General features: G+C 68.3%; 20 protein-coding genes. 8 read left to right on the forward strand and 12 right to left on the reverse strand.

Features of this window, described 5'->3' with window-relative positions:
* Positions 1–4 precede the first annotated feature (4 nt).
* On the reverse strand, positions 5–154 hold the full coding sequence (locus tag JAN5088_RS18850) for a hypothetical protein (RefSeq protein ID WP_158448467.1): 150 nt from the start codon (positions 152–154) through the stop codon (positions 5–7).
* Positions 155–290: 136 nt separating this feature from the next.
* Positions 291–1,523 (reverse strand): pyridoxal-phosphate-dependent aminotransferase family protein, encoded by a 1,233-nt coding sequence (locus JAN5088_RS04525; protein ID WP_055681609.1) that lies wholly within the window; start codon positions 1,521–1,523, stop codon positions 291–293.
* Positions 1,524–1,638: 115 nt separating this feature from the next.
* On the opposite strand from JAN5088_RS04525, the gene ygfZ reads away from it, so the two are divergent.
* The 7 genes from ygfZ (at position 1,639) to JAN5088_RS04560 (ending at position 8,160) form a co-directional block, all read left to right on the forward strand.
* Positions 1,639–2,349 (forward strand): CAF17-like 4Fe-4S cluster assembly/insertion protein YgfZ, encoded by a 711-nt coding sequence (gene ygfZ, locus JAN5088_RS04530; RefSeq protein ID WP_055681610.1) that lies wholly within the window; start codon positions 1,639–1,641, stop codon positions 2,347–2,349.
* A gap of 98 nt (positions 2,350–2,447) precedes the next feature.
* Positions 2,448–3,284: a M48 family metalloprotease gene (locus JAN5088_RS04535; RefSeq protein ID WP_074962583.1), complete on the forward strand. Its 837-nt coding sequence runs from the start codon at positions 2,448–2,450 to the stop codon at positions 3,282–3,284.
* A gap of 101 nt (positions 3,285–3,385) precedes the next feature.
* Positions 3,386–5,203, forward strand: a complete 1,818-nt coding sequence (locus JAN5088_RS04540; protein ID WP_055681611.1) for a M3 family oligoendopeptidase — start codon at positions 3,386–3,388, stop codon at positions 5,201–5,203.
* A gap of 52 nt (positions 5,204–5,255) precedes the next feature.
* Entirely contained in the window at positions 5,256–5,933 is a 678-nt protein-coding gene (pth, locus tag JAN5088_RS04545; RefSeq protein ID WP_055681612.1) for an aminoacyl-tRNA hydrolase, read from the forward strand.
* A 20-nt stretch (positions 5,934–5,953) separates the two neighbouring features.
* Entirely contained in the window at positions 5,954–7,105 is a 1,152-nt protein-coding gene (locus JAN5088_RS04550) for a serine hydrolase domain-containing protein (protein ID WP_055681613.1), read from the forward strand.
* A 54-nt stretch (positions 7,106–7,159) separates the two neighbouring features.
* Positions 7,160–7,546, forward strand: coding sequence for a DUF2237 family protein (locus JAN5088_RS04555; RefSeq protein ID WP_233489715.1), 387 nt, complete (start codon positions 7,160–7,162; stop codon positions 7,544–7,546).
* Complete coding sequence (locus tag JAN5088_RS04560) at positions 7,546–8,160, forward strand: GNAT family N-acetyltransferase (protein ID WP_055681614.1); 615 nt, start codon at positions 7,546–7,548, stop codon at positions 8,158–8,160. The genes JAN5088_RS04555 and JAN5088_RS04560 overlap by 1 nt, the downstream gene beginning before the upstream one ends.
* Here JAN5088_RS04560 and trpB read toward each other — a convergent pair.
* From trpB to aroA, 7 genes are all read right to left on the reverse strand, one after another.
* On the reverse strand, positions 8,157–9,389 hold the full coding sequence (gene trpB / locus JAN5088_RS04565; RefSeq protein ID WP_055681615.1) for a tryptophan synthase subunit beta: 1,233 nt from the start codon (positions 9,387–9,389) through the stop codon (positions 8,157–8,159). The genes JAN5088_RS04560 and trpB overlap by 4 nt on opposite strands.
* Positions 9,390–9,455: 66 nt before the next feature.
* Positions 9,456–10,118: a phosphoribosylanthranilate isomerase gene (locus tag JAN5088_RS04570; RefSeq protein ID WP_233489716.1), complete on the reverse strand. Its 663-nt coding sequence runs from the start codon at positions 10,116–10,118 to the stop codon at positions 9,456–9,458.
* Positions 10,119–10,142: 24 nt separating this feature from the next.
* Positions 10,143–10,487: a LapA family protein gene (locus tag JAN5088_RS04575; protein ID WP_055681617.1), complete on the reverse strand. Its 345-nt coding sequence runs from the start codon at positions 10,485–10,487 to the stop codon at positions 10,143–10,145.
* 52 nt (positions 10,488–10,539) lie between these two features.
* The gene (ihfB, locus tag JAN5088_RS04580; protein ID WP_055681618.1) at positions 10,540–10,824 is read right to left on the reverse strand and encodes an integration host factor subunit beta; all 285 of its coding nucleotides are present in this window, start codon (positions 10,822–10,824) and stop codon (positions 10,540–10,542) included.
* A gap of 289 nt (positions 10,825–11,113) precedes the next feature.
* Positions 11,114–12,823: a 30S ribosomal protein S1 gene (gene rpsA / locus JAN5088_RS04585; protein WP_267885363.1), complete on the reverse strand. Its 1,710-nt coding sequence runs from the start codon at positions 12,821–12,823 to the stop codon at positions 11,114–11,116.
* A 149-nt stretch (positions 12,824–12,972) separates the two neighbouring features.
* Complete coding sequence (locus tag JAN5088_RS04590; protein WP_055681620.1) at positions 12,973–13,593, reverse strand: (d)CMP kinase; 621 nt, start codon at positions 13,591–13,593, stop codon at positions 12,973–12,975.
* Positions 13,590–14,936 carry a 3-phosphoshikimate 1-carboxyvinyltransferase gene (gene aroA / locus JAN5088_RS04595; RefSeq protein WP_055681621.1) on the reverse strand — a complete coding sequence of 449 codons (1,347 nt, stop codon included), beginning with the start codon at positions 14,934–14,936 and terminating at the stop codon, positions 13,590–13,592. The genes JAN5088_RS04590 and aroA overlap by 4 nt, the downstream gene beginning before the upstream one ends.
* 135 nt (positions 14,937–15,071) lie before the next feature.
* Between aroA and JAN5088_RS04600 the strand changes: the two genes are divergently transcribed.
* On the forward strand, positions 15,072–16,115 hold the full coding sequence (locus tag JAN5088_RS04600) for an MBL fold metallo-hydrolase (protein WP_055681691.1): 1,044 nt from the start codon (positions 15,072–15,074) through the stop codon (positions 16,113–16,115).
* On the opposite strand, the gene trmB is transcribed toward JAN5088_RS04600, so the two are convergent.
* Genes trmB through purE form a run of 3 tightly spaced genes read right to left on the reverse strand, consistent with a single transcriptional unit; the run spans position 16,112 to position 18,395 of the window.
* The gene (gene trmB, locus JAN5088_RS04605; protein ID WP_233489717.1) at positions 16,112–16,807 is read right to left on the reverse strand and encodes a tRNA (guanine(46)-N(7))-methyltransferase TrmB; all 696 of its coding nucleotides are present in this window, start codon (positions 16,805–16,807) and stop codon (positions 16,112–16,114) included. The two genes, JAN5088_RS04600 and trmB, sit on opposite strands and share 4 nt — an antisense overlap.
* 38 nt (positions 16,808–16,845) lie before the next feature.
* Complete coding sequence (locus tag JAN5088_RS04610; protein ID WP_055681623.1) at positions 16,846–17,913, reverse strand: 5-(carboxyamino)imidazole ribonucleotide synthase; 1,068 nt, start codon at positions 17,911–17,913, stop codon at positions 16,846–16,848.
* On the reverse strand, positions 17,910–18,395 hold the full coding sequence (purE, locus tag JAN5088_RS04615) for a 5-(carboxyamino)imidazole ribonucleotide mutase (RefSeq protein WP_055681624.1): 486 nt from the start codon (positions 18,393–18,395) through the stop codon (positions 17,910–17,912). The genes JAN5088_RS04610 and purE overlap by 4 nt, the downstream gene beginning before the upstream one ends.
* Position 18,396 lies beyond the last annotated feature (1 nt).

Here is an 18,396-nt window from a genome sequence, read left to right on the forward strand (position 1 = left end):
GGGGTCAGTCGGGCGCCATCTCGGCCCGCGCGACATGTGCGTCACCACCGGCTAGGGTGTCCACGGCGCGCAGCGCGGTAGCCAGGACCGGCACCCACAACAGGCACAGGGCAACGGCGGCAAGGATCGTCTTCGTCGAACTGGGTAACGTCACTGAATGTCCCTCTCGCTCGGGGAATCCGCCCATCTTGTGCCGATGGGGTCAGGTGCCGCGCGTCGAAGGTGCACGGCACATCCGCGGCGGCAGGGATGCCGTCGAAAAGTGTCGATACTCTGACGAAAATCCGTCTTTACGTATCCGGGATGCAAATTGACGTTACGCCAGACATCACGGCCGTCGCCGCCTCCAGCGCGCCGCCGCCGTGGGGGATGGAGAGCGCTTTCAGCCCTGCGTCGATGGCCGAGAGCGTGCCCATCAGGCTGTGACCGGACAGATGACCCATATGCCCGATCCGCAGGAAATCGTCCCATTCGGGCGTTCCGGCAGGCGCCATCCCGAGACCGATGCCCAGCGTCACGCCCATCTGCGTCTCGGTCCAGTCGCGCAGGCGCGTGCCCGCACCCGGCAGGCGCACGGCGGTCACGGCATGGCTGCGGTGCTCGGGCGCGCGGACGTTCAACTCGACCCCCCTGCCGTCGGTCCCGTGATCCTCCCACCGCGCGAAGGCTGCGTGCAACGCGCGGGCCAGCCGGGCATGGCGGGCCCAGACGGCTTCCAACCCTTCCTCATGGACGATCATGTCCAGCGCTTCGCGCAGGCCGTAGAGGTGATGCGTCGGCGCCGTCCCGTCGAACAGATGCGAGAAGACCTCCGGGTCGGTGCGGGGCACCCAGTCCCAATAGGCGGTGACGCAATCGGCCCGCTCCCGCGCGCGGGTGGCCTTGTCGTTGTAGAATACGAAGGCGACGCCCGGTGGCGTCATCAGCCCCTTCTGGCAACCTGTGATCGCCGTATCCACGCCCCATTCGTCCATCTCGAACACGTCGCAGCCCATGGACGCGATGCAATCCGCCTGGAGCAGCGCCGGATGGCCGGCCGCATCCATCTCGGCCCGGATGGCGCGCAGGTCCGACCGCACCGACGACGACGTATCCACATGCACGCAGAGAACCGACCGGATCTCATGGTCGGTATCGTCGCGCAGGCGCTGGCCGATGGCGGCAGGGTCCATCGCCACGCGGTTGCCGAAGTCGAGGTACTCCACTTGCAGTCCCAGCCCCCGCGCCACCGCGCCCCACCCGTCTGCAAAGCTGCCCGTCCGCGGGATCAGCACCAGATCGCCCCGCGCATGGGTGTTGGCCAGAACCGCCTCCCACGCCGCATGGCCATTGCCGATATAGATGGTGGCGTGATGCTCCGTCCGCGCGACCTTCTTGAGATCGGGGATCAGCGACCGCGTCATGTCGACCAGAGCGCCCACATAGATGTTCGGCGCAGGCCGGTGCATGGCGCGCAGCACGCGGTCGGGCACGATGGACGGGCCGGGAATGGCGAGCGTGCGGGGGCCGTGGGCAAGGGACATGGACGCTCCTGCATGGGGGAATACGCGGTATCGCTACGCCGGGCGCTTCAGACGGTCAATCGGGAGCGGACAGACGGGGTTGGGTCGACGGCCGAACGGGCCTATGTCTCGGGGCATGACACGCACCGTCCTTCGCATCTCCGGCGACGACCGGACCCGCTTTCTCCACGGCCTGCTGACGCGGGACGTGCCCGAGACGGGGCTGGGCTATGCCGCGCTGCTGTCGCCGCAGGGCAAGTATCTGGCCGATTTCCTCACCTTCTCGGATACCGACGCGCATTATCTGGACGTAGCCAAGGATTTCGCGCCCTCGCTGGCGCAGCGGCTTTCGATGTACCGCCTGCGGTCGAAGGTCTCGATCGAAGACAGCGGCATGGCCGTCGCGCGGGGGCTGGAGGATGCGCCCGACGGCGCGCTGGCCGATCCGCGGCCCGGAATGGGCTGGCGTCACTACGGCGGCGCGGAGAGCGGCGACGTCGATTGGGATGCCGAGCGGGTCGAGAACCTGGTCCCCGAATCCGGGATCGAGCTCATCCCCAACGAATCCTACATTCTGGAAATGGGGTTCGAGCGTCTGAACGGCGTCGATTTCCGCAAGGGATGTTTCGTCGGGCAGGAGATCGTGGCCCGGATGAAGCACAAGACCGAGCTTCGCAAGGGGCTGGGCCGCGTCCGGGGCGCCGTGTCACCCGGTGCCGCGATCACCTCCGGCGGCCGCCCCGTGGGCACCGTCCACACCGTCAGCGGCGACCGGGCGCTGGCCTATCTGCGTTTCGACAGGACGGCGGAGATGGAAACGGCGGACGGCCCCGTTGCACTGGCGTGACAGACTTTAACTCGCTGGAAACCCTGATATCCGAAGGGCTTTGACCCGGGCGTTCCCGATATGATCTTCCTTCGCGCGACAACAACGAAGGGAAGACAATGCCTGCCAGATTCGCGCTTCGCGCCTGCGCCCTTGCCGCGACGCTGATGCTCGCCGCATGCGGCACCACGTATCAGCTCGCCGATATCGACCCCGATACCTCCGGCCGCGCTTCGGCCATGTTCCAGGCCGCCGCATCGCAGGGCGTACGAAAGCCCGCCTCCGACGCCGCCGCCCGCGCCCGTTTCGCCCGTGTCGTGGCCCGCATCCGCCCCGTGGCCGAAGGTCTGTGCCGCCAGGAATTGGCCGGCCGGCGCAACGTCACCTGCGGGGTCGATGTCGGCGTCGACACGAAGATGAAGGTCCGCAACGCTTATTTCACCTATGCCGACCCGGCAAAACAGCGTCCGATGGTCATGGTCACGGTTCCCCTTCTGCGCGACGTGGCCAATGAGGACGAACTGGCCTTCGTCCTCGGCCACGAATACGGCCACCTGATCGGCCAGCACATCCAGAAGGGTGAGCAGCAGGCCGTCGCCGGCGCGCTGATCATGGGCGCGATCGCAGCCGCCGCGACCGCCGACAACCCCTATGCGAACCACGACCAGATCATCTCCGACAGCATGAATATCGGTGGTGCCCTGGGCGGACGCGCCTTCTCGCAGACCTACGAGCTGGAAAGCGACACGCTGGGAACCCTGATCACGCGGCAGGCGGGGTACGATCCGGTCAAGGGCGCGCGTTATTTCGCCCGGCCGGCGGAAGCGAAGTCCGTGAACGGAGAACTGTCGTTCTGGGGCACCCACCCGCCCGACGAGGTTCGGCTGGCCACCGTCATGGCGACCGTGGCCCAGATCGAGACGCAGGGCGGCATCGGCCGCAAGGCGGCCCCCTGAACGAAGGACGGGCGGCCGCATTCCCCTGCGGCCGCCCGCCCCGATTGCCCTTGGCCACCCGGGGACATAGCTATGGGCCAACCGATCGAAACGAGGCCCGCATGACCCACCCCCTTCACGACGCCAACGCGACCCCCGCCGGGGGAAAGCCGCTGGGCGACCTGCCCGAATGGAACCTCGACGACCTCTACACGTCAGAGACCGCGCCGGAGCTCCTGTCCGACCTCGCATGGCTCGAAAAGGAATGTGCGGCCTATGCGACCGACTACGAAGGCAAGCTGGCCGGGCTGACCGGCGACGAGATGCTGCGTGCGATCCAGCGCAACGAGAAGATCGACGAGATCGCGGGCCGCATCATGTCCTACGCGGGGCTGCGATATTACCAGATCACGACGGACGGCGGGCGCGCCAAGTTCATGTCCGACATGCAGGACCGCATCACCGTGATGACCGCGCCGCTCGTGTTCTTCGGGTTGGAGTTCAACCGCATCGACGACGCCGAGCTGCAGGCGATGTACGAGGCCAACGCCGATCTCGCCCGCTATCGTCCGGCACTCGACCGGCTGCGCGCGATGAAGCCATACCAGCTCTCGGATGAACTGGAACGGTTCCTGCACGACACCTCCGTTGTCGGCGCGGCCGCATGGAACAAGCTGTTCGACGAGACCATCGCGGGGCTGACCTTCGACGTCGATGGCGAGCCGCTGGGGATCGAGGCGACGCTGAACCTGCTGACCGACAGCGACCGCGCCCGGCGCGAGGCCGGCGCCCGTGCCCTGGCCGACGTCTTCGGTCGCAACGTCCGCACCTTCGCCCGCGTTCACAACACCCTGACCAAGGAAAAGGAAATCGTGGACCGCTGGCGCGACCTGCCCTCGCCGCAGGCCGCGCGGCACCTGGCCAACGACGTCGAGCCCGAGGTGGTGCAGGCGCTTCGCGATGCCGTCGTCGCCGCCTATCCGCGCCTGTCGCATCGCTACTACGCGCTCAAGGCGAAATGGCTCGGTCTCGACCGCCTGCAAGTGTGGGACCGTAACGCACCCCTTCCGATGGAGGAGGATCGCATCATCGGCTGGGACGAGGCCCGCAAGACCGTCATGGATGCCTACGCCGGTTTCTCGCCCGAGATGGCCAGACTGGCGGAGCCCTTCTTCGACCGCGGCTGGATCGACGCCCCGGTGAAGCCCGGCAAGGCGCCCGGCGCCTTCGCGCATCCGACTGTCACGACCGTGCATCCCTATGTGATGCTGAACTATCTGGGCAAGCCGCGCGACGTGATGACGCTCGCGCATGAATTGGGCCACGGCGTCCATCAGGTACTGGCCGCCGGTCAGGGCGAGATGCTGTCGGCCACGCCGCTCACACTGGCCGAAACGGCGTCGGTCTTCGGCGAGATGCTGACCTTCCGCGCCATGCTCGACGCCGCCCCAACCAAGGCCGCGAAGAAGGTCATGCTCGCCAAGAAGGTCGAGGACATGATCAACACCGTGGTCCGCCAGATCGCCTTCTACGACTTCGAATCCAAGCTGCACGCGGCCCGCCGCGACGGGGAGCTGACGCCCGACGACATCGACGCGCTGTGGATGTCGGTGCAGGCCGAAAGCCTGGGGCCGGTCTTCGACTACATGGACGGTTACCAGCACTTCTGGGCCTACATCCCGCACTTCGTCCATTCGCCCTTCTACGTCTATGCCTACGCCTTCGGGGACGGTCTGGTGAACGCGCTCTACGCCGCTTACGAGGATGCGCCCGACGGGTTTCAGGACAAGTATTTCGACATGCTCCGCGCGGGCGGGTCAAAGCACCACAGGGAACTTCTGGCGCCCTTCGGACTGGACGCCTCGGATCCGGCTTTCTGGGACAAAGGCCTGTCGATGATCGAAGGCTTCATCGACGAATTGGAAGCGATGGAGGACTGACGCGCTGCCGGACCCATGTGGTCCGCCCGCCAATGATCGAGGGGAAGACGAGATGCAGCTTTGGGTCGGACTGGGCAATCCCGGTGCCAAATATGCGGGCAACCGGCACAACGTGGGTTTCATGGCACTCGACCGTATCGCCGACGACCAGGGCGCGGCGTGGCGTTCGAAGTTCCAAAGTCAGGTGGCCGAGGTCCGCTTCGGCTCCGACCGCGTGCTGCTCCTGAAACCGGGGACGTTCATGAACCTCTCGGGCCAATCGGTTGGCGAGGCGATGCGCTTCCACAAGCTGACCCCCGGGAACGTCACCGTTTTTCACGACGAACTCGACCTCGCCCCTGGTCGCCTCAAGCTGAAGCAGGGCGGCGGCCATGCGGGCCACAATGGCCTTCGGTCGATCCACCAGCACATCGGCGACAGCTATGCGCGCGTGCGGCTCGGCATCGGCCATCCGGGGCACAAGGACCGGGTGTCCGGATATGTCCTGTCCGACTTCGCCAAGGCGGAAGGCGAGATGCTCGACGACCTGCTGCGCGGGATCCTTGACGGCGCGCCGAAACTCGCCGCCGGGGACGGCGCGGGCTTTTCCAATGCGGTGGCGCTTCGCACGACGCCGCAGCGAAAATCCGATACCGCATCGCCGACCGGCCCGCCGCCTGCGCCGAAACCCGCCGATCCCGCACCGGAAAAGCTGTCGCCGCTACAGCGGCTGGCGCAACGTTTTCGCTGACCGGCCGGAGGGCACCCGGGATGGGAAAATGGCTCAGGCGGTCGGCAACTGCAACACTGACGGCGGCGGCATTGCTCGGCGGCGTCGCGCTCTGGAAGGGCGAGGAGATCGGTCGCCTGATGGCCGTCAACTCCCTGTTCGATCCGGACCGCATCGTCCAGAACTTCACCCACATGGACCGGGCGTTCCTCCACGTCCCGCTCTCGGCCGGCCCCGGCACCCCCCTGCCGGCGGCCGACCCCGTCCCCCTCCCTCGCGGCGCGGACGACTGGATCGCAGAACGGCGGATCACGGGTCTCGTCATCCTCAAGGACGGGCGGATCACTCATCAGAGCTATCACCTCGGCACCTCCGCGGGCGACCTTCGGATCAGCTGGTCCGTGGCCAAGTCCTTCCTGTCGCTGCTCACCGGCATATTGATCGATGAGGGCCTGCTCGACCTTTCCGATCCCGTGACGCGTCACGTTCCCGCCCTTGCCGGCACGGCCTACGACGGGGCCACGGTCGAGGATGTGCTGCAGATGGAATCCGGCGTAGCCTTCGACGAGGATTATTTCGATCGGAACAGCGACATCAACCGCATGGGCCGTGTGCTGGCCCTGGGGGGCGCGCTGGACGATTTCACCATAGGGCTGGCAGACCGCAACCGCGAACCGGGCGGGCCGATGCAGTACGTGTCGATGGATACGCATGTGCTCGGCATGGTGCTGCGCGGGGCCACCGGGCGGTCGGTGCCCGACCTTATGGCCGACCGCTTGGCCGGGCCGATAGGGCTCGGCCCGGCGTACTACCTCACCGATGGCGAGGGCGCGGCCTTCGTGCTGGGCGGGCTCAACATGGCAACGCAGGACTACGCGCGGCTGGGGCTTCTGGTCGCGCAGGACGGACGCATCGGCGACCGACAGATCGTGCCCGCGGCCTGGATCGACGCCGCGACGGCGCCGACCGCGAACACGGCGCCCGGATCGCTCGGCTATGGCTACCAGTGGTGGGTCCCCGCGGATGCCCGCACGGGAGAGGTCATGGCCCAGGGCATCTATGGCCAGTGGATCTATATCGACCGGCCGCGCGACGTGGTCGTCGCCGTCAATGCCGTCGACAGCCGGTTCCGCGACCCCGGCGTGACCGATGCGACCATTGCCATGTTCCGCGCCATCGCCGACGCGCAGTGACGGGGTTGGCGCGGACCGCGCCCTGCCCTAACCTTCACCGAGGAGGAGGTGCCCATGCCCGACCCGCATCCCGGCATGTTGCCGCCCCTGAACGTCCTCGGCGGCGAACTTCAGGCCTGTTCGACCGATCCGATTACCGGGTTCTTCCGCGACGGTTGTTGCAACACGGGCGCCATGGACGGCGGCCTGCACACCGTCTGCGCGGTGATGACGGCCGAATTCCTTGCCAACTCCAAATATCTGGGAAACGACCTCTCGACGCCCCGGCCCGAATTCGGCTTCCCCGGCCTCAAACCCGGCGACCGCTGGTGCCTTTGCGCAGCACGCTTCCTGCAGGCGCATGAGGAAGGCGTCGCGCCCCGCGTGCAGCTGGCGTCGACGCATCAGCGCACGCTCGACGTGGTGCCGATGGACGTCCTGCGGACCTACGCGCTCGACTGATGACGGTGACGGCATCCGATCTGACCGATGGCTTCCACACGGTGCCCCCCGGCAAAGTGGCGGCCGTCGTCACCCATCTGGAAATGACCGCACCGCCGCCTGCGCTGGATGCGCCGCTGCCCGACGGCCTTACCCTGCGTCACGAGCCCGCGCCCGATCCCGATTGGTACCGCGATCTGTTCCTGCGGGTCGGCGCGCTGGACTGGCTCTGGTTTTCGCGGCTGCGGATGGCACGGGACGACCTGGGCGGGATCCTGTCGGATGAGGACGTCGAAGTTTACGCCCTGATCCACGACGGCCGGGCGGAGGGGCTGCTGGAGCTCGACTTCCGCATCGGCGACAGTTGCGAGCTGGCCTTCCTGGGCCTGACGGCGGCGATGCAGGGCCGCGGTGCGGGGCGGGCCATGATCGGCACGGCCGTGGCCCGCGCCTTCGCCCGCCCCATCGCGCGTCTGCACGTCCATACCTGCACCTTCGACAGCCCCGTCGCCCTGCCCTTCTACATACGCGCGGGCTTCGTCCCCGTCCGGCGCGAGGTCGAGATCACCGACGACCCGCGCCTGACCGGCACTCTACCCGAGGGCGCCGCCCCGCACGTCCCGCTCATCCGCTAGAGCACGTCGCCCATGTCCCAGCCGAGCGCGCGCGCCACGGTGAAGATGTCCTTGTCGCCGCGCCCGCACATGTTCATGCAGATGATGTGGTCGCCCGGCAGATCCGGCGCGATCTTCATGACGTGGGCCAGCGCATGGCTCGGCTCCAGCGCGGGAATGATCCCCTCCATCTCGCAGCACAACTGGAACGCCTCCAGCGCCTCGCGGTCGGTGATAGACACGTATTCTGCGCGACCGATGTCGTGCAGCCAGGCGTGCTCGGGCCCGATGCCGGGATAATCCAGCCCTGCGCTGATCGAGAAGCCTTCGAGGATCTGCCCGTCGTCGTCCTGAAGCAGATAGGTCCGGTTGCCGTGCAGCACCCCGGGCCGTCCGCCCGTCAACGACGCGCAATGCTCCATCCGGTCGTTCACGCCCTTGCCGCCGGCCTCCACCCCGATGATGGCGACGTCCTTGTCGTCGAGAAAGGGATAGAACAGCCCCATCGCGTTCGACCCGCCCCCGATCGCCGCGATGATCGTGTCGGGCAGACGCCCCTCGGCTTCCTGCATCTGCCGCTTCGCTTCCTGACCAATGATCGCCTGGAAATCCCGCACCATCGCAGGATAGGGATGCGGCCCCGCGACCGTGCCGATGCAGTAGAACGTGTCATCTACGTTCGTCACCCAGTCGCGCAGCGCGTCGTTCATCGCGTCCTTCAACGTGCCGCGACCGGATGTGACCGGCACGACCTCCGCCCCCAACAGCTTCATGCGGAAGACGTTGGGCGACTGACGTTCGACGTCGTGCGCCCCCATGTAGACCACGCATTTCAATCCGAACTTCGCGCAGACGGTTGCAGTCGCCACACCGTGCTGGCCCGCGCCCGTCTCGGCGATGATCCGCGTCTTGCCCATGCGCCGCGCCAGGATGATCTGGCCCAGGACGTTGTTGATCTTGTGCGCGCCCGTGTGGTTCAACTCGTCGCGCTTGAGGTAGACCTTGGCCCCGCCGAGGTGTTCCGTAAGGCGTTCGGCGAAATAGAGCGGGCTGGGGCGGCCGACGTAATGCGTCCAGAGGTCGTGCATCTCGGTCCAGAAGCTGTCGTCGGTCTTCGCGTGCTCGTATTGACGCTCCAGCTCCAGGATCAACGGCATCAGCGTTTCCGAAACGAAACGGCCGCCGAAGTCGCCGAAGCGGCCGTTCTCGTCCGGGCCGGTCATGAAGCTGTTCAGAAGATCGTCGGGCATATGCGCACCTCCCCATTCGTCACGGGTGTAGGCGCAGGGCGGCGGAGCTGCAACGGCCCCCGCCGTTCAGACGGTCGCGGCGTCGACGAAGGCGGCGATCCGCGCCGCGTCCTTCATCCCCGGCGCGCTTTCGACACCAGACGACACGTCGACCTGCGCCGCTCCGGTCAGGCGGATCGCCTCGGCCACGTTGTCGGGCGTCAGCCCCCCCGCCAGCATCCAGGGGCAGGTCCAGTCGCGCCCGGCGATCAGGCGCCAGTCGAAGCCCACGCCGTTTCCGCCCGGCAGGTCGGCGCCCTCGGGCGGCTTGGCATCGACGAGGATCTGGTCGGCGACACCCGCGTAGGCGTCGATCCTGGCCAGGTCGTCCGCCGTCCGCAGCCCCACGGCCTTCATCACCGGCAGCCCGGTCCGGGCCCGCACCTCCGCCACGCGGACCGGCGGTTCGCTTCCGTGCAACTGGATCATGTCCAGCGGAACCTCCCCTCCGATCCGATCCAGCATCGCGTCGTCCGGGTTCACCAGCAGCGCCACCTTGGCCAGGCCTACGGGTGCCGCCAGCGCCAGCGCGCGAGCCTGGTCCACGTCGACGTTCCGCGGCGACTTTGGGAAGAACACGAGACCCATGTAGGCGGCCCCCGCCGCGGCCACCGCCGTCACGTCATCTGGTGTCCGCAGGCCGCAGATCTTGACGCGCACCCCCATCCGGGGCCGAGTCACACGCAGCATGGTCGCGACCCCCGCACAGGCGCGTCAGGGCGCATTGTCCAGAAGCGCCAGAACCTCGTCCCGGTCGGACGCGGTCCGCGTGCGCGCCAGTTCCTGCTCAAGCTGTTCCTTCTGTGCCCTTTGCGACCGGGCTTCGGCGCGGTGCTTGTGCTCGCGCAGCCACTCCCAGACGAACCCGATCAGCAGGCCGACCGCCATGGCCAGAAGCATCACGATGAACAGCGGCAGCGTGACCGCGGCGTCGAGACCGACGTAGCCGCCGAAATCCTCCGGCAGCAGGCGCAGCGTCACCAGCGACCGGTTGGCCAGCGCCAGCACCACGAGGATCAGGGCCAGAAGCCCGAGAAGGAGATAACGCAGGAAATTCATGCAACTGACCTAGCCTCGCCGCGCGCGCGTGTCCAGCGCCACGGAAGGCCACTCAGGCCTTGCCGTTCATCCGGTCGCGCAAGAGCTTCCCCGCCTTGAAGAACGGCACATGCTTTTCCTCGACCTCCACCGCCTCGCCGGTGCGCGGGTTGCGACCCGTGCGCGCGTCACGCTGCTTGACCGAAAATGCGCCGAAGCCGCGCAGTTCGACGCGGTTTCCCGACGCCAGCGACTCGATGATCTCCTCGAAGATCGTGTTCACGATCTTCTCGACATCCCGTTGGTAAAGGTGCGGATTCTCGTCCGCGACTTTCTGGATCAACTCAGAGCGTATCATCAAACTCCCCCTTCGGCCGTGGCCGAACCCGTCTTGTCGTCGCGCAGGTATGGGGTGGGTATACTCAATATCGCCCTGCGGCAAAACGCCAATTTGCCGTCGGCTGCCGCGTTCGACGGGAACATTCCGATCAAATCGCCCACAATGTCGCCCCGGCCACAACTGGCGTCCCGCGGGCGGCCGATGGCCTTGTCGACGCAACAGCATGATTCGTGCGGGCAATGCGAAAACGGCCCCGCCCCATGCAGGGGGCGGGGCCGCAATGGCTACGGCTTTGGGGGCCGCAGGTTCAGTCCCGGTCGCCCTTGAGCGCGGCACCCAGGATGTCGCCCAGCGACGCCCCCGAGTCGGAGGAGCCGAACTGTTCCACGGCATCCTTTTCCTCGGCGATCTCGCGCGCCTTGATCGACAGGCCAAGGCGGCGGTTCTTGCTGTCGACGTTGGTCACGCGGACGTCGACCTTGTCACCCACGCCGAAGCGCTCGGGGCGCTGGTCGGCCCGGTCGCGTGCCAGGTCGGAGCGGCGGATGAAGGACTTCATGCCTTCGTATTCCACCTCGATCCCGCCGTCCTCGATCTTGGTGACCTCGACGGTGATGATCGACCCGCGCTTCACGCCGCCGATGGCCTCCGCATAGGGGTCGCCCCCGGCCGCCTTGATCGAGAGCGAGATGCGCTCCTTCTCGGTGTCGACCTCGGAGACGACAGCCTTGACGATGTCGCCCTTGCGATAGTCGCCGATGACGTCCTCGCCCCGGCCTTCCCAGGTCAGGTCCGACAGATGGACCATGCCGTCGATGTCGCCTTCGAGGCCGATGAACAGACCGAACTCGGTGATGTTCTTGACCTCGCCCTCGACCGGCGTGCCTTCGGGATGGGTCTCCGCGAAGACTTCCCACGGGTTCCGCATCGTCTGCTTGAGACCCAGGCTGACACGGCGCTTGGCGGTGTCGATCTCCAGCACCATGACCTCGACCTCTTGCGAGGTGGAGACGATCTTGCCCGGATGGACGTTCTTCTTGGTCCAGGACATCTCGGAGACGTGGACAAGGCCCTCGACCCCCGCCTCAAGCTCCACGAATGCACCGTAATCGGTGATGTTCGTGACGCGGCCGGTGTGCGTCGAATCCAGCGGGTACTTCGCGATCACGGTGTCCCAGGGATCGTCCTGAAGCTGCTTCATGCCCAGGCTGATACGATGGGTTTCCTTGTTGATCTTGATGACCTGCACCTTGACGGTCTCGCCGATCGACAGGATCTCCCGCGGGTCGTTGACGCGGCGCCAGGCCATGTCGGTGACGTGCAGCAGGCCATCCACACCGCCCAAGTCGACGAAGGCGCCGTACTCGGTGATGTTCTTGACGACGCCGTCGACGGTCTGGCCCTCGGCCAGGTTGCCGATGACCTCCGCACGCTGCTCGGCGCGGCTCTCCTCCAGGATGGCGCGGCGCGAGACGACGATGTTGCCCCGGCGACGGTCCATCTTGAGGATCTGGAACGGCTGCTTCAGGCCCATCAGCGGACCCGCGTCGCGCACGGGGCGCACATCGACCTGGCTGCCCGGCAGGAACGCCACGGCGCCGCCCAGATCGACGGTGAACCCGCCCTTGACGCGGCCGAAGATGGCGCCCTCGACGCGCTCTTCCTTCCCGTAGGCTTCTTCCAGACGGTCCCACGCGGCTTCGCGGCGGGCCATCTCGTGGCTGATGACGGCTTCGCCGCGGGCGTTCTCGACGTTCCGCAGGAAGACTTCGACCTCATCGCCGACTTCGATTTCGGGCGCTTCGCCGGGCTGGGCGAATTCCTTGAGATCGACGCGGCCTTCCATCTTGTAGCCGACGTCGATGATGGCCTGTCCCGCCTCGATGGCGAGAACCTTGCCCTTGACCACGCTGCCTTCTTGCGGCGTGTCGATTTCGAGGCTTTCGTTCAAGAGGGCCTCGAACTCCTCCATGGATGCATTCTGAGCCATATGGCTGTGTCTATTCCTTTGTTCGATGTTTCCGGCCGCGCGGTTGTCTCCGCCGGTCTTGGGGATTGGTCGGGTGAAAGTCCGGGCGGACGCGGGGCTGGCCGCATGGTGCCTGGACGGTCGGTGACGCGCGGGGGGTTAGGCGAAATTCGGGCGCAGCGCAAGGGGCGCGCACGTCATCGGCGGGCCAGCTTCTCGGCCACACGGGCGGTGGCGGCTTCGACCGCATCCTCGATCGAAAGGCACGACGTGTCGATGATCGTGGCGTCCGCAGCCGCGATCAGCGGGGACTCCGCGCGTCCAATGTCGCGCGCGTCCCGTGCCTCCACGTCGGCCAGCACCGCCGCCCGCGTCAGCGCGGGATCGCCAGGCGACAGCTCCAGGAACCGGCGGTCCGCCCGCACCTCGGCCGATGCGGTGACGAACAGCTTCACCTCCGCGTCCGGCACGATGACGGTGCCGATGTCGCGTCCGTCCAGCACCGCGCCCCCGTCCATGCGGGCGAACCAGCGCTGGAACTCCGCCAGCGCCGCGCGCACTTCGGGGATGACGGCCACCTCGCTTGCCGCCTGCGCCACCGCTTGCGTCCGCAGGCCCTCCACCGTCAGGTCCTCCGGCGTCAGGTCGCGCGCGGCGGCCACCGGTTCGGCCCCCGCCAGGACCCGGGCCCCGACCGCGCGGTAGAGAAGCCCCGTATCCAGATGCCGGAACCCGAACCGCGCCGCCACGGCGCGGCCGACGGTCCCCTTGCCCGCCGCCGCCGGTCCGTCGATGGCCACGGTGAACGGGCCGGTCACGATCCGCGCTCCTCGAACGCTGCCCCCAGCCGCTCCATCAACGCGCGGAAGATCGGGAACGAGGTGGCGATCGGCCCCGCGTCGTCCACCGTCACGGCCTCCCGCGCGGCCATCCCGGCGACGAGGAAGCTCATCGCGATCCGGTGGTCCAGATGCACCGCCACCATGGCCCCGCCCGGCACCCCGCCGGGCCCGCGCCCGTCCACCTCCCACCAGTCGGGCCCGTCGCGCACGGCGACGCCGCAGCCGCGCAGGCCCTGTACCATGGCGTCGATCCGGTCGCATTCCTTGACGCGCAACTCGGCCACGCCCCGCATGACCGTGGTGCCCGCCGCATTGGCCGCGACGACCGAAAGGATGGGGTATTCATCGATCATGCTCGCCGCGCGGTCGGGCGGCACCTCGATGCCGTGCATGTCGGGCGAGAACCGCGCGCGCAGATCAGCCGCAGGCTCGCCCCCCTCCTCGCGCGGGTTCTCATAGGTCAGGTCCGCGCCCATCTCGCGCAGCGTCTCGAACAGCCCGGCGCGCGTGGGGTTCAGGCCGATGTTCGGCACCAGCACGTCCGACCCCGGAACGATCAGCGCGGCGCAGACGGGAAAGGCGGCGGAACTCGGATCGCGGGGTACGGCGATGGTCTGGGGCGACAGCTCGGGCCGCCCGACCAGCGTGATCTCGTGACCCTCCGCCGTGCGGCGCACGTCGATCTCGGCGCCGAAGCCGCGCAGCATCCGCTCGCTGTGGTCGCGCGTCGCCTCCCGCTCGATCACCACGGTCTCGCCCGGCGCGTTCAGCCCGGCCAGCAGGACTGCCGACTTGACCTGCGCGCTGGCCACCGGCGTGGCATAACGGACCGGCACCGGGTCGCCCGCCCCCACCACCGTCATGGGCAGCCGCCCGCCCGACCGCCCGTAGGCGGCCGCGCCGAACAGCGACAGCGGCTCCGTCACCCGCGCCATGGGCCGCTTCCGCAGCGAGGCGTCGCCGGTATAAGTCACCGAGAACCCATGCGTCGCCGCCGCGCCCATCAGCAGCCGCACCCCCGTCCCCGAGTTCCCGCAGTCGATGACGTCCTCGGGCTCCATCAATCCGCCGACGCCCACGCCACGCACCACCCATTCCTCGCCCGCCTTCTCGACCGAGGCGCCGAACGCCCGCATCGCCGCCCCCGTGTCCAGCACGTCCTGCCCCTCCAGCAAGCCCGTGATCCGCGTCTCGCCCACCGCCATCGCGCCCAGGATCAGACTGCGGTGGCTGATGGACTTGTCGCCGGGCACATGCGCCGCGCCCGTCAGGGGGCCGCTCGCCGTGGCGGTCAGGGGGTGGCCGGATGCATGGCTCATGAAGATCCTCCCATGGGTCGGCACGGGGGATAACGGCCCCGCCCGGGCACGTCCATCGCCGTCTTCGCATGTCGAATATCACCGCCGGAGGCTTCTACGCTTTCCACCCATGCCCCGCCCCCTATGTTGCGCGCCATGAAACGCCGCACCCTGATCGGCCTCGGCGCCGCGTTGGCCGCCTCCGGCTGGTCCGTCCGGCGGGCCACGGCGGGCAATCGCTACTACAACGGGCCGATCACCGACCATTTCGACGGAACCCGCTTCTTCAATCCCGGCGGGACGCTGCCCCGCGGGTTCGGCGACCTGCTGCGTTGGCAGTGGCAGCGTGACCGCGCGCCATGGCCCGACCATGTCGCCGTCACCGCCGCCATCCCCGATGCCCGGACGGCGGACCTGCGGGTGACGATGGTGGGCCACGCCACGGTCCTGATCCAGGCGGGCGGCATCAACATCCTGCTCGACCCCGTCTGGTCCCATCGCGCCAGCCCTGTGAGCTTTGCCGGACCCGCTCGCGTGACCGCACCGGGCATCGCCTGGGATGCCCTGCCGCCCATCGACGTGGTGCTGCTGTCGCACAACCACTACGACCACATGTGCATCGATACCCTGCGCCGCCTGCACGGCCGCCGCGCCATGCCGGTGCTGACGCCCCTGGGTAACGACACCATCCTCCGCGATGCCATCGACGGCATCGATGCCCGGGCGGGCGATTGGGGCGACGTACTGGAAGGGGGTGGCGTGACCGCCCGTCTTCTTCGCGCCCATCACTGGAGCGCGCGAGGAACCCGCGACCGCAGCCATGCGCTCTGGTGTTCCTTTGCGGTGGATACGCCCGCGGGTCGCCTGTTCGTCAGCGGCGACACCGGCTACGACCGGGGCCGCCCCTATGCGGCGGCGGCCGAACACGGGCCCTACCGCCTTGCCATCCTGCCCATCGGCGCCTATGCGCCGCGCTGGTTCATGAAGGGTCAGCATCAGGACCCCGCCGAGGCCGTGACCGGGTTCCGGGCCTTGGGCGCAAGCTGGGCCATGGCGCATCACTGGGGCACCTTCCGACTGACCGACGAGGCGCGCGACGACCCGCCCGCGGGCCTTGCCGCCGCGCTGGCCGACCAGGGCATCGACCCCGCGCGTTTCCGCGTCATCCTGCCGGGCACAGCCTGGGACGTGCCGGCCTAGTCCCGGCGGAAGGTCAGATAATGGGGCCTCCGCCCCTCGCGCACGGCCTTGGCCTCATAGCGCGTCCGCGTCCAGTCGGCCCAGGGGGCGCGCCAGTCCTCCGGCCCCTCGGCCAGCCAGGTGAACCCATGGCGCGGCACCTCCTCCAGCGTCTGGCGGACGTAGTCGGGAATGTCCGTCGCCACGCGAAACTCCGCCCCCGGGCGCAGGACGCGGGCCAGCGGCTCAAGGTGTTCAGCCGTCACGAAACGGCGCCGGTGGTGGCGCGCCTTGGGCCATGGGTCGGGATAGAGGAGGAACGCGCGGGACATGGAGCCGTCGGGCAGCACATCGAACAGGTCCCGCACATCGCCCGGATGGATGCGGACGTTGTCGACCTCCGCCTGTCGCAGCTTGCCCAGCAGCATCGCCACGCCATTGATGTAGGGCTCCGCCCCGATGATCCCCATCTCCGGGTTCCGGGCAGCCTGGTGCAGCATGTGCTCGCCGCCGCCGAACCCGATCTCCAGCCAGACGTCCCGTCCCCCGAACAGCGCGCCGAGGTCCAGCGGACGCCGTTCCGGATTCGCCTCCCATCCCACGTCGCCGGGCGACAGCGCAGCCAGATCGGCGTCGAGATAGCCCTTGTGCGATTCCTTCAGGTGCTTGCCCTTCAGGCGGCCATAGAAGTTTCGGTGCGGGCGTTCGGTCATCGGGTCATCGTCATTTCTGAAAGAACGGGCGGCCGGGGTCATCCGCGGCGAATGCGGTTCACATGGCCCATCTTGCGGCCCGGCCGGACCTCGGCCTTGCCGTAGAGATGTACCTGCGTGGCCGGCGCGGCCAGCAGGTCGGGCAGGCGATTCATGTCGTCGCCGATCAGGTTCTCCATCACCACGTCCGCATACCGGCCCCCGTCGCCCAGCGGCAGGCCGGCGACGGCGCGGATGTGCTGCTCGAACTGGTCCACGGCACAACCGGCCTGCGTCCAGTGGCCCGAGTTGTGAACGCGGGGCGCGATCTCGTTCACGATCAGGCCGTCCGACGTCACGAACAGCTCCACCCCCAGAACGCCAACGTAGTCGAGCGCATTGAGGATGCGCCCCGCCAGCAGTGCCGCATCGGTGCGCTGCGCCGTGCTCAGGGTCGCGGGAACGGTGGTGGTCCGCAGGATGCCGCCCCGGTGGACGTTCTCGCCGGGGTCGTAGCAGACGACCTGCCCGTCGAGGCCCCGCGCGGCGATCACGCTCACCTCGCGCGCGAAGTCCACAAATCCTTCGAGGATGGCGTCCTGCCCCTCCATCGCCGCCCAGGCCGCTTCTGCGTCGGCGGCATCGTCGATGCGGACCTGCCCCTTGCCGTCATAGCCCAGCCGCCGGGTCTTGAGGATCCCGGGCATGCCGATCACATCCAGCGCCGCGCGCAGCGAGGCCAGGTCATCCACCGCCCGGAACGGCGCGCATCGCAGCCCCAGCCCTTCCAGAAAGGTCTTCTCGTCCAGCCGGTCCTGGCTGACGGCCAGCGCCCTTACCCCGGGCCGGATCGGCCGCGCCTGCTCCAGCAGGTCCAGCGCGGCGGCCGGCACGTTCTCGAACTCATAGGTGATGACGTCGACCGACCGGGCGAAGGCGTCGAGCGCCGCCGTGTCGTCGTAGCCTGCCGTCGTGCAGGCCTGCGCCACCTGCGCGGCGGGGGCGGCGCCCGGCTCGTAGATATGGGTGACGTATCCCAGACGGCTTGCGGCGACCGACAACATCCGGCCCAGCTGCCCGCCGCCCAGGATACCGATGACCGCCCCCTGCGGCAGGGGCGCGGTCATTCCGGAACCTCGGGGATGCCGGCCGACAGGTCGGCACGCCAGCGGTCCAGCCGCGCGGCCAGCCCGTCGTCCGACAGCGCGAGGATGCCCGCCGCCATCAGCCCCGCGTTCACGGCACCCGCCGCCCCGATGGCCATGGTCGCCACGGGAAATCCGCGCGGCATCTGCACGATGGAATAGAGCGAATCGACTCCGGACAGCGCCTCTGTCCGCACCGGCACGCCGATCACCGGCAGCCGCGTCTTGGACGCCATCATGCCGGGCAGATGCGCGGCCCCTCCCGCCCCCGCGATGATGACCTTCAGCCCCCGCTCCACCGCGCCGCGGCCATAGTCCCACAGGCGATCCGGCGTGCGGTGCGCCGACACGATCCGCGCCTCATGCGCGACGCCCAGCGTGTCCAGGATGTCGGCCGCGCCCTTCATCGTGGGCCAGTCCGAGGTCGAGCCCATGATGATGCCGACGGGGGGTGTCCGGGTCATG

This window comes from Jannaschia rubra (assembly GCF_001403735.1).
GTDB lineage: Bacteria > Pseudomonadota > Alphaproteobacteria > Rhodobacterales > Rhodobacteraceae > Jannaschia > Jannaschia rubra.

What these genes read in the sequence shown, in the direction of transcription:
- JAN5088_RS04525 (WP_055681609.1), bottom strand. Translation starts at nt 1,523, where the DNA reads ATGTCCCTTGCCCACGGCCCCCGCACGCTCGCCATTCCCGGCCCGTCC.
- ygfZ (WP_055681610.1), top strand. Translation starts at nt 1,639, where the DNA reads ATGACACGCACCGTCCTTCGCATCTCCGGCGACGACCGGACCCGCTTT.
- JAN5088_RS04535 (WP_074962583.1), top strand. Translation starts at nt 2,448, where the DNA reads ATGCCTGCCAGATTCGCGCTTCGCGCCTGCGCCCTTGCCGCGACGCTG.
- JAN5088_RS04540 (WP_055681611.1), top strand. Translation starts at nt 3,386, where the DNA reads ATGACCCACCCCCTTCACGACGCCAACGCGACCCCCGCCGGGGGAAAG.
- pth (WP_055681612.1), top strand. Translation starts at nt 5,256, where the DNA reads ATGCAGCTTTGGGTCGGACTGGGCAATCCCGGTGCCAAATATGCGGGC.
- JAN5088_RS04550 (WP_055681613.1), top strand. Translation starts at nt 5,954, where the DNA reads ATGGGAAAATGGCTCAGGCGGTCGGCAACTGCAACACTGACGGCGGCG.
- JAN5088_RS04555 (WP_233489715.1), top strand. Translation starts at nt 7,160, where the DNA reads ATGCCCGACCCGCATCCCGGCATGTTGCCGCCCCTGAACGTCCTCGGC.
- JAN5088_RS04560 (WP_055681614.1), top strand. Translation starts at nt 7,546, where the DNA reads ATGACGGTGACGGCATCCGATCTGACCGATGGCTTCCACACGGTGCCC.
- trpB (WP_055681615.1), bottom strand. Translation starts at nt 9,389, where the DNA reads ATGCCCGACGATCTTCTGAACAGCTTCATGACCGGCCCGGACGAGAAC.
- JAN5088_RS04570 (WP_233489716.1), bottom strand. Translation starts at nt 10,118, where the DNA reads ATGCTGCGTGTGACTCGGCCCCGGATGGGGGTGCGCGTCAAGATCTGC.
- JAN5088_RS04575 (WP_055681617.1), bottom strand. Translation starts at nt 10,487, where the DNA reads ATGAATTTCCTGCGTTATCTCCTTCTCGGGCTTCTGGCCCTGATCCTC.
- ihfB (WP_055681618.1), bottom strand. Translation starts at nt 10,824, where the DNA reads ATGATACGCTCTGAGTTGATCCAGAAAGTCGCGGACGAGAATCCGCAC.
- aroA (WP_055681621.1), bottom strand. Translation starts at nt 14,936, where the DNA reads ATGAGCCATGCATCCGGCCACCCCCTGACCGCCACGGCGAGCGGCCCC.
- JAN5088_RS04600 (WP_055681691.1), top strand. Translation starts at nt 15,072, where the DNA reads ATGAAACGCCGCACCCTGATCGGCCTCGGCGCCGCGTTGGCCGCCTCC.
- trmB (WP_233489717.1), bottom strand. Translation starts at nt 16,807, where the DNA reads ATGACCGAACGCCCGCACCGAAACTTCTATGGCCGCCTGAAGGGCAAG.
- JAN5088_RS04610 (WP_055681623.1), bottom strand. Translation starts at nt 17,913, where the DNA reads ATGACCGCGCCCCTGCCGCAGGGGGCGGTCATCGGTATCCTGGGCGGC.
- purE (WP_055681624.1), bottom strand. Translation starts at nt 18,395, where the DNA reads ATGACCCGGACACCCCCCGTCGGCATCATCATGGGCTCGACCTCGGAC.